Below are 6002 nucleotides of genomic sequence, written 5' to 3'. Positions count from 1 at the left end.
CGCCCGCTCGGCCCTCCGCGGACTCCGCGTCGCAAGCCGCACAGTCGAGCGGGCGAACTCCCGCGGTCGACCCGCACGCGCACCCCGGCATTCCGCCCGCTCGGCCGTCCGCGGGTTCCGCGGACTCCGCGTCGCAAGCCGCACAGTCGAGCGGGCGAACTCCCGCGGTCGGCCCTCACGCCCACCCCGGCATTCCGCCCGCTCGGCCCTCCGCGGGTTCCGCGTCGCGAGCGCACCGGCGAACGGGCGAAATGCCGCGGTCAGCCCCCACGAGCACCCCGGCATTTCGCCCGCTCGTCCGCCCGCCCACTCGCCCTGCCCGCTCGACCGGCCGACCGCCCCCGTACCCCGCCCCGGCCGCCCGCCCGGCCGCTCGGCCGGCCGCCCGCCCGCGCCCGCCCCCGCAACACCGCGTTGGGCCGGCGCTTGCCCGCCGTTCGCCTCCCGGCAACGCGGCCTCCCTAGCGTTCGAGCATGAGCACCATGCGCGTCGTCGCCGTCATCCCGGCGCGGGCCGGCTCGAAGGGCATCCCCGGCAAGAACCTCCGCACGGTCGGCGGCCGCACCCTGGTCCGCCGCGCGATCGAGTCCGCCCAGCGTGCACGACTCGTGGACGGCGTCGTGGTCTCGACGGACGGTGACGACATCGCCGCCGAGGCCGTCGCCGCCGGCGCCCGCGTGGTCCGCCGCCCGCCGGAGCTCGCGGGCGACGATGCCTCCTCCGAGTCCGCGCTCCTGCACACCCTCGACGCACTGCGAGTGACGGGGGACGAGCCGCAGGTGCTCCTCTTCCTCCAGGCCACCTCGCCGTTCATCGACCCAGCAGACCTCGACGACGCCGTCGCCCGCGTCATCGGGGGCTCGGCGGACTCCGTGTTCGCGGCCACGCCGTCGCACGCGTTCCTCTGGCGCGTCGACGCCGCCGGGCACGCCGTCGCGGTGAACCACGACGCCGCCATCCGCCCGCGCCGCCAGGACCGCGAGCCGGAGCACCGGGAGACGGGCGCGTTCTACGCCCTCCGCACGGACGGCTTCCGCCAGCACCAGCACCGGTTCTTCGGCCGCGTGGAGATCGTCTCCGTGGACCCGCGCGGGGCGATCGACATCGACGACGAGTCCGACCTGGCACAGGCCGAAGCGCACGCAGCCGCGCAAGCCGCAGCGAACGCCGCAGCACACCCCGGAACGCACGACACGCACGACCCACGAAGCAGCGGAACCCTGCCGGAGCCACCCGATCCCCAATGGTGGCAACTCGCCACGACGAACGGAGCACCATGACCGTCCACATCGGCACGTCCACGATCGGCGCCGGGCACCCCGCCTACCTCATCGGCGAGATCGGCCTGAACCACAACGGCGACGTCGACATCGCCAAGCAGCTCATCGACGTCGCGGCCGACGCCGGGCTCCAGGCGGTCAAGTTCCAGAAGCGCACGCCGGCGATCTCCACGCCCGAGCACATGAAGCAGACCCCGCGCAGCACCCCGTGGGGCGACATGACCTACCTCGAGTACCGCTACCGCGTCGAGTTCGACCGCGACCAGTACATCGAGATCGGCGACCACGCCACGCTCCGCGGTCTCGACTGGTTCGCGTCGCCGTGGGACGAGCCGTCGGTGGACTTCCTCGAGGACCTCAACGTCGTCGCGTACAAGATCGCCTCGGCCTCCGTCACGGACCTCGGCCTGCTCGCCGCCGTGGCCGCGACGGGCAAGCCCGTGATCCTGTCGACCGGCATGTCCACGCTGGAGCAGATCGACCGCGCGGTCGCGGCCCTCGGCACGGAGAAGCTCGTGCTCATGCACGCGACCTCGACGTACCCGCTGCCGCCCGAGGAGGCCAACCTCCGCATGATCGACACCCTCGCGCAGCGCTACAGCGGCGTGCCGGTCGGCTACTCCGGCCACGAGCCCGGCCTGCAGATCTCCATCGCGGCCGTTGCCCTCGGCGCGACCGCCGTCGAGCGACACATCACGCTCGACCGCACGATGTGGGGCTCCGACCATGCCGCGTCCCTCGAGCCGCACGGCCTGCAGACCCTCGCCCGCGACGTCCGCATCATCGAGACCGCCCTCGGCGACGGCGTCAAGCGGGTCATGCCGGGCGAACTGGCGCCGCTGGCGAAGCTGCGTCGCGTCGACGCGTGAGGGCGGACGGTCCGGTCACGACGGCGCGGTCGCCTGGCCGCGACGGCACGGCCGGGAGGCTCGTGGTCGGGATCGTGGACACGGACTCCTTCGCGAAGTGGGGCGCCCACCTCCTGTCGGCAGCGCCCGCAGGGTGGTCGCTCGAGCTCCTCGTGGTGCGCACGCCGCGCACGGCGAGCCCGGCGCAGCTCCGGTCGGCGTTCCGCGGGCTCGACGACCGGCTCGCGCACCTGGCCACCGAGCCGCCGACACCGCTCGACGTCGACGCCGTGGTGGAAGGGCTGCGCCTCGACCCACCGGACGCGGTGCTCGTGTCGGTGATCGGCCCGGTCGCCGAACTGCTCATCGAGGAGGTCCACCGCCGGGTCCCGCACCGCCCCGTCCTCGTGACCGGGCTGCCCGGGATCTCGTTCCCGGCGAAGTGGAAGGGCGTGTTCTCCCGCGCCCGGGCCGACCTCTTCGTCCTGCACAGCCACCGCGAGGTCCGCGACTACGAGGCCCTGGCAGCCGAGAACGGCGTCGAACCGTTCTTCGCGCTCGCCACGCTGCCCTTCGCCGCGGCACCTGCCCGCGCCGCGCGCCGTGACCCGGCGCCGACACCGGACTCCGTGGTGTTCGCCGCGCAGCCGAGCGTGCCACCCACCCGCGAGGAACGTGCCCGCATCGTGCAGTGGCTCGCCGAGACGGCCCGGCAGCACCCGGAGTGGCGCGTCGTCGTGAAGACCCGCGCGGTCGCCGGCGAGCAACAGACCCACCTCGAGGCCTTCCCGTACGCCGACCTGGTCCCCGCGGACGCGCCGCCGAACCTCGTCGTCGCGACCGGACCGATGGCGACGCACCTCGACCGCGCGGTGGCCCTGGTGACGATCAGCTCGACCGCCGTGCTCGAGGCCGTCGCCCGCGGCATCCCAGCGCTGACCCTGACGGACTTCGGCGTCAGCCGACCGCTCATCAACGAGGTCTTCGTCGACAGTGGACTCGAGGGCGACGCCATCGACCTGGTGGACGGGGTCTTCGGGAGGGTCCGGCCCGACTGGATGAGGGACAACTACTTCCACCCCGAGTCCGACGACGACTGGGTGATCCGGACCGATCGGATGATGGCGCTCCGGGACGCCGGGGCCCTCGTCGACCGACCAGCCGCGCGCCGGAGCCGTGGCGGGGTGCTGCGTCGGGCGTGGGAGCGGAAGAACGCCCTCGGGCCGGCCGACCGCTCGGTCCTGGGGCTCGCCGCGCTCGTGGCCGGGGTCCCCGTCCGCACGGCGAAGCGCCTCGTACGACAGGTCCTCCGGGTCGTGCGGCCACCGGCACCGACCGTCGTCGGGGAACCACGCTCGCAGCGGGAGCACGCTGAGGCGCCGGACACGACGCCAGACCAGGCGCACGACGCGACCTCGGGCGCAGCGGCGGCCACGGCAGTGGCGGCGACCACCCGCTGAGCCGGGCGGACTCGAGGAGCCCAGCCGGGCCTCCCGTCCGGCTAGTCGACCGCCTTCGCGACCGCCAGCAGCAGCTGGTCGCGGGACGGGACGCCGGGAGAACGGAAGACCTCGGCACCGTCCGCCCGCCGCACGATGATCGTGGGGGTCGAACGGATGCCGAGGTCCTCTGCGTCGTCGGGGTACGACGCGACGTCACGTTCGACCACGTCGAGCCCGGGGACGATCCGTGCCGCGTCAGCGACCGCCCGGCGTGCGGCGGCACACGGTGCGCAGAAGGCGGACGTCCAGAGGTCGAGCTGCATGTGGTCCTGCAACGTCGGAGTGGGTGTGACTACTCCCGGTCGAACCCGCCGCTGCGGTCGCCGCGCTCCTGCAGGTCGTCGAGGTCGTCGGACTTCTCGGGCTCGTACGTGTAGTCGACCGAGACCTGGTCGACCACGTGGCGGGTGTGCGTGGCCTTGTAGGTGAAGGCCGTCTGCAGGCCCTCAACGTCCGCGAAGACCGTCACCTCGTCCTCGATGCCGTCGCCGGTGGCGGTGCGGGTGTCCGTCGTGCCGTCGAAGGGTCCCTGGTGGTAGATGGCGGTGTACTCGTCGCCCTCGTGGATGGTGATGTCGCTCATGTCCCCCTGTCTACCAGGGGGCTGCTGTCCGGGACGCCGTTGCCTGTTGTATAGCTCTGCTATATAGTTCAGACATGGAATCATCGCGTGCCGAGACGATCGAGACGCTGCTCGTCTCCGTGAACCGCCTGATCCGCACGGCCGTCCAGGCGACGGGCACCACCACCTCCCCCGCCGTCTGGCGCACCCTCGGGATCCTGGAGACCGACCAGCCACTCCGGGTCGGCGAACTCGCGACCGCGTCGCGCGTGTCGCAGCCGACCATGACGCGGCTGGTCGGCGGGATGCTCGACGACGGACTCGTCTCGCGGTCCGTCGACCCCGACGACTCCCGCGGCCAGCGCATCGGGATCACCGACGCCGGCCGCGCGCACCTCCTCGCGTGGCGCGCCACCCTCACCCGCACCGTCGGCCCGGTCTTCGCGGACCTCGATGACGACCAGTGGGACGTCCTGCACGAAGCATCGGCCCTCATCGCGACGAGGACCAGAACGGAGATCCCCGCGTGAACACCCACGCACCCGCTGCGGCCGGCGCTGCCGGCGCTGCCACGGGCAGCATCCTCAAGCAGTCCAAGGCGGTCTGGGCGATCGCCTTCGCCTGCGTCGTCGCCTTCATGGGCATCGGTCTCGTCGACCCGATCCTGCCCGCGATCGCTGCGTCGCTGCGGGCGACGCCCGCGCAGACCGAGCTGCTCTTCACGAGCTACCTCGCGGTCACCGGCGTCGCGATGTTCTTCACGAGCTGGGTGTCGAGCCGCATCGGCGCCAAGCGCACCCTGCTCATCGGGCTCGCCCTCATCGTGGTGTTCTCCGTGCTCGCCGCCGTGTCGAACGACGTCTGGACGATCATCGACTTCCGCGCCGGGTGGGGCCTCGGCAACGCGCTCTTCATCTCCACCGCCCTCGCGACGATCGTCGGCGCTGCCTCGGGTGGCACCGCGTCCGCGATCATCCTGTACGAGGCGGCACTCGGCCTCGGCATCGCGATCGGCCCCCTCGTCGGCGGACTGCTCGGGTCGGTGAGCTGGCGCGGACCGTTCTTCGGCGTCACCACCCTGATGGCGATCGCGTTCATCGCGGTCGTCGTGCTCCTGAAGACCTCCGGGCTCGAGAAGCCCACGCCGACGAAGCTCTCCGCACCCTTCCGAGCGCTCGCGCACCCCACGCTCGCGGCCCTCGCCGCCACCGCACTGTTCTACAACATCGGCTTCTTCGTGCTGCTCGCCTACACGCCGTTCCCGCTCGGGTTCGGGGCGCTCGGCATCGGCTTCACGTTCTTCGGCTGGGGCGTCGGTCTCGCGATCACCTCGGTGTGGGTCGCCCCGATGCTCACGGCGCGGATGCGTCGGACGACGGTGCTCCGGATCGCGCTGCCGCTGCTGGCGCTCGACCTGTTCGCCGCGGCCGTGGTCGTGCAGTCGCCGGCCGGGCTCATCGTCTGCGTGGTCGTGGGCGGTCTCGTGCTCGGCGTGCTCAACACCGTGCTGACCGAGTGCGTGATGGAGGCCACCGACCTCCCCCGCTCCGTGGCGTCGAGCGCGTACTCGGCCGTGCGGTTCATCGGCGGAGCGATCGCCCCGCCCGTGGCCACCCTCCTCGCCGACGCGTACTCCCCGAGTGCCGCCTACGTCTTCGCGGGGACGTCCGTGGCCGTGGCGTTCGTGGTGACGATCGTCGCCGCTCGGGCCCTCCGCCGCGTGGACGACGGTCCCGAGGCGTTGCCCACCGAGGCCGAGGCCATCTCCGCGGGCGAGGTCGGCTGAGCGGATCGCGCGGCGGCTGCGGC

Annotated in this window: 7 protein-coding genes; 5 read left to right on the top strand and 2 right to left on the bottom strand. The window is 72.7% G+C overall.

The features are described from left to right. Positions 1–474 precede the first annotated feature (474 nt). The 3 genes from BIU98_RS04255 to BIU98_RS04245 are packed head-to-tail and all read left to right on the top strand — an operon-like array spanning position 475 to position 3589. Entirely contained in the window at positions 475–1281 is an 807-nt protein-coding gene (locus tag BIU98_RS04255) for an NTP transferase domain-containing protein (RefSeq protein WP_071272054.1), read from the top strand. Further along, complete coding sequence (locus BIU98_RS04250) at positions 1278–2150, top strand: N-acetylneuraminate synthase family protein (protein ID WP_071272025.1); 873 nt, start codon at positions 1278–1280, stop codon at positions 2148–2150. Before BIU98_RS04255 ends, BIU98_RS04250 begins: the two co-directional genes overlap by 4 nt. Then, positions 2147–3589, top strand: coding sequence for a DUF6716 putative glycosyltransferase (locus BIU98_RS04245; protein WP_071272022.1), 1443 nt, complete (start codon positions 2147–2149; stop codon positions 3587–3589). Before BIU98_RS04250 ends, BIU98_RS04245 begins: the two co-directional genes overlap by 4 nt. Positions 3590–3630: 41 nt before the next feature. On the opposite strand, the gene BIU98_RS04240 is transcribed toward BIU98_RS04245, so the two are convergent. Together BIU98_RS04240 and BIU98_RS04235 are read right to left on the bottom strand one after the other, a co-directional pair. After that, positions 3631–3894 (bottom strand): thiol reductase thioredoxin, encoded by a 264-nt coding sequence (locus BIU98_RS04240; protein WP_071272019.1) that lies wholly within the window; start codon positions 3892–3894, stop codon positions 3631–3633. A 29-nt stretch (positions 3895–3923) separates the two neighbouring features. Beyond that, entirely contained in the window at positions 3924–4214 is a 291-nt protein-coding gene (locus BIU98_RS04235) for a hypothetical protein (RefSeq protein ID WP_071272016.1), read from the bottom strand. Positions 4215–4288: 74 nt separating this feature from the next. On the opposite strand from BIU98_RS04235, the gene BIU98_RS04230 reads away from it, so the two are divergent. After that, positions 4289–4723, top strand: coding sequence for a MarR family winged helix-turn-helix transcriptional regulator (locus tag BIU98_RS04230; RefSeq protein ID WP_071272013.1), 435 nt, complete (start codon positions 4289–4291; stop codon positions 4721–4723). Positions 4724–4773: 50 nt separating this feature from the next. After that, complete coding sequence (locus BIU98_RS04225; protein ID WP_139200557.1) at positions 4774–5979, top strand: MFS transporter; 1206 nt, start codon at positions 4774–4776, stop codon at positions 5977–5979. Positions 5980–6002 lie beyond the last annotated feature (23 nt).

The sequence above is a fragment of the Curtobacterium sp. MMLR14_010 genome, assembly GCF_001865015.1.
Classification (GTDB): Bacteria; Actinomycetota; Actinomycetes; order Actinomycetales; family Microbacteriaceae; genus Curtobacterium.
The sequence above is the reverse complement of the archived record's forward strand: the minus strand, read 5'-3'. Positions and strand labels throughout refer to the sequence as shown.